This is a genomic window from Brevundimonas sp. (assembly GCF_041911375.1).
Taxonomy (GTDB): Bacteria; Pseudomonadota; Alphaproteobacteria; order Caulobacterales; family Caulobacteraceae; genus Brevundimonas.
In genome coordinates this window covers 1-1,022 of record NZ_JAYRPA010000016.1, presented here as the reverse complement: position 1 = coordinate 1,022, position 1,022 = coordinate 1, and the positions used below count along the sequence as shown (strand labels likewise).

Sequence of the window (1,022 nt, the reverse complement as noted above, 5' to 3'; positions counted from 1 at the left end):
CAGCAGCGGGTCCGGCGTCTCGACGCGGAGCAGGATCTCGTTCTGGCCGGGCGGCAGCGTCAGCTCGAAGACGTAGCCGAGGCCGGGCAGCGGGTGCTGGGCGCCCGCGTCGGCGTCGCCCGCCGTCCGGTGGGCGACGAGCTGTCCGTCATTGACGAGATAGACGTCGATGCGGTCGAGCCAGGAGTTTTCCACCTGCAGGCGGCGCTCGGCGGCACGCAGACCGTTGTTGTCCGCGGCCAGGCGCAGCCAGACAGGGCGCGCCCCGATCCCGAACTTGAGCACTTCCTCGTGACCCCGGACATAGGCCCCGCGTCGAAACTGTTCGACCGCCTCGTCGAGCGTCAGCGGCCGCCCCTTCTCGACGATGACTTCCATCCAGCGGCCGAGCGGTTCGCCGGGCAGGAATTCGAGCGCCGCGGCGTGAACCCAGACGGCCTGCATCGCCAGCAGCCAGAACAGCACGGCGCCGACCAGCCGGGACAGGGCCGGCAGGCGTGCAGCGGGGCGACAGAGCGAGGCGGAAGGCATGGAAACGAGCATGGGCGCAAGGTTAGCCGCGGGCCTCGTGACGCCGGTATGAAATTTTCCACGGTCGGGGCATGACAATACTGAAAGCAGGGGAATTATTTGATCTGGATTGGCGTCCGGGCATCGGCTTTTGGTTAGCCTTCCCATGTCGCCGCCAACCGGATTTCCGCCGCCATGACCATCAACCCCCTAACGACCGCGATGCTGCGCCAGGCCCTGGCCGACGGCTGGCGCCTCGCCAACGCCACGCGCGGCGTCAGCATCGCCTACTCGCTGATTTTCGTCCTGGGCGGTGCGGCGATCATGGGCGGGCTGCTGGCGCAGGGGTGGTCGCCATTCGTGATCGCCGCAGCGGGGGCCTTCATGCTCGTCGGGCCGGCAATCCTGGCCGGATTCTTCGGGATCGCGCGGGCGTTCGAGGCGGGCGCGCCGGTCACCCCGGGTGCGGTGGCTGCCGGCTTCGCCGGCGCGGCGCGGGCCCTGTGGGCGCT

2 protein-coding genes are annotated in these 1,022 nt (G+C 69.6%); one reads left to right on the top strand and one right to left on the bottom strand.

All coding sequences use genetic code 11. The features are described 5' to 3' along the window. Positions 1-465, bottom strand: a 465-nt coding sequence (locus tag ACE3PU_RS02475; RefSeq protein WP_374386310.1) for a 7TM-DISM domain-containing protein, incomplete at its 3' end; no start/stop codon positions are given. A gap of 240 nt (positions 466-705) precedes the next feature. Between ACE3PU_RS02475 and ACE3PU_RS02470 the strand changes: the two genes are divergently transcribed. Continuing rightward, positions 706-1,022, top strand: a 317-nt coding sequence (locus tag ACE3PU_RS02470; RefSeq protein ID WP_374386308.1) for a DUF2189 domain-containing protein, incomplete at its 3' end; no start/stop codon positions are given.